The organism is Streptomyces sp. DH12 (assembly GCF_020873895.1).
Taxonomy (GTDB): Bacteria; Actinomycetota; Actinomycetes; order Streptomycetales; family Streptomycetaceae; genus Streptomyces.
The window spans coordinates 1-452 of sequence record NZ_JAHWGT010001073.1 but is presented as its reverse complement, the minus strand read 5'-3'; the positions used below and the strand labels follow the sequence as shown (position 1 = coordinate 452).

Genomic DNA, 452 nt, shown 5'->3' with positions numbered 1-452 from the left:
TCCTCGATCAGACCCCGCTGGAGGAGGCGGGCACGGAACCCGAAACAGGTGCGATCCTGTACACGACGACGAACTACTTCCTGGAGCGGATGGGCCTGCGCGGTCTGGACGAGCTCCCGGAGCTCGCGCCCTTCCTCCCGGAGGCGGAGGCGATCGAGGCCGAGACACTGGAAGGGGTCCCGTCGTTCGATCCGGACGCCCCGGATTCCGAGGACGCAGACGACAAGACGGAACTTTGATGCGAAGCAGCAGCGGCAGGAACAGCAGCGGAAACAACGGCGGGAGCCGTGGTGGCAACAGCGGCGGCCGCGGCGGGAGCGGCGGTGGCCGCGGTGATCACCGCGGCGCCGGCAACAACCGCGACGACCGGCAGGGCGGTCGTCCGAAGAGGCCGCGCCCGGAGGAGCGGCGCTACGACGTGGGCCCCGGCGCCTCCCAGGAGGGACCCAAGT

At 70.6% G+C, this 452-nt stretch carries 2 pseudogenes; both read left to right on the top strand.

What is annotated here, in order from left to right:
• Positions 1-239: pseudogene (locus LPA54_RS38570) on the top strand (SMC-Scp complex subunit ScpB); the annotation flags it as partial.
• Positions 239-452 (top strand): annotated as a pseudogene (locus tag LPA54_RS38565) (pseudouridine synthase); the annotation flags it as partial. The pseudogenes LPA54_RS38570 and LPA54_RS38565, both read left to right, overlap by 1 nt.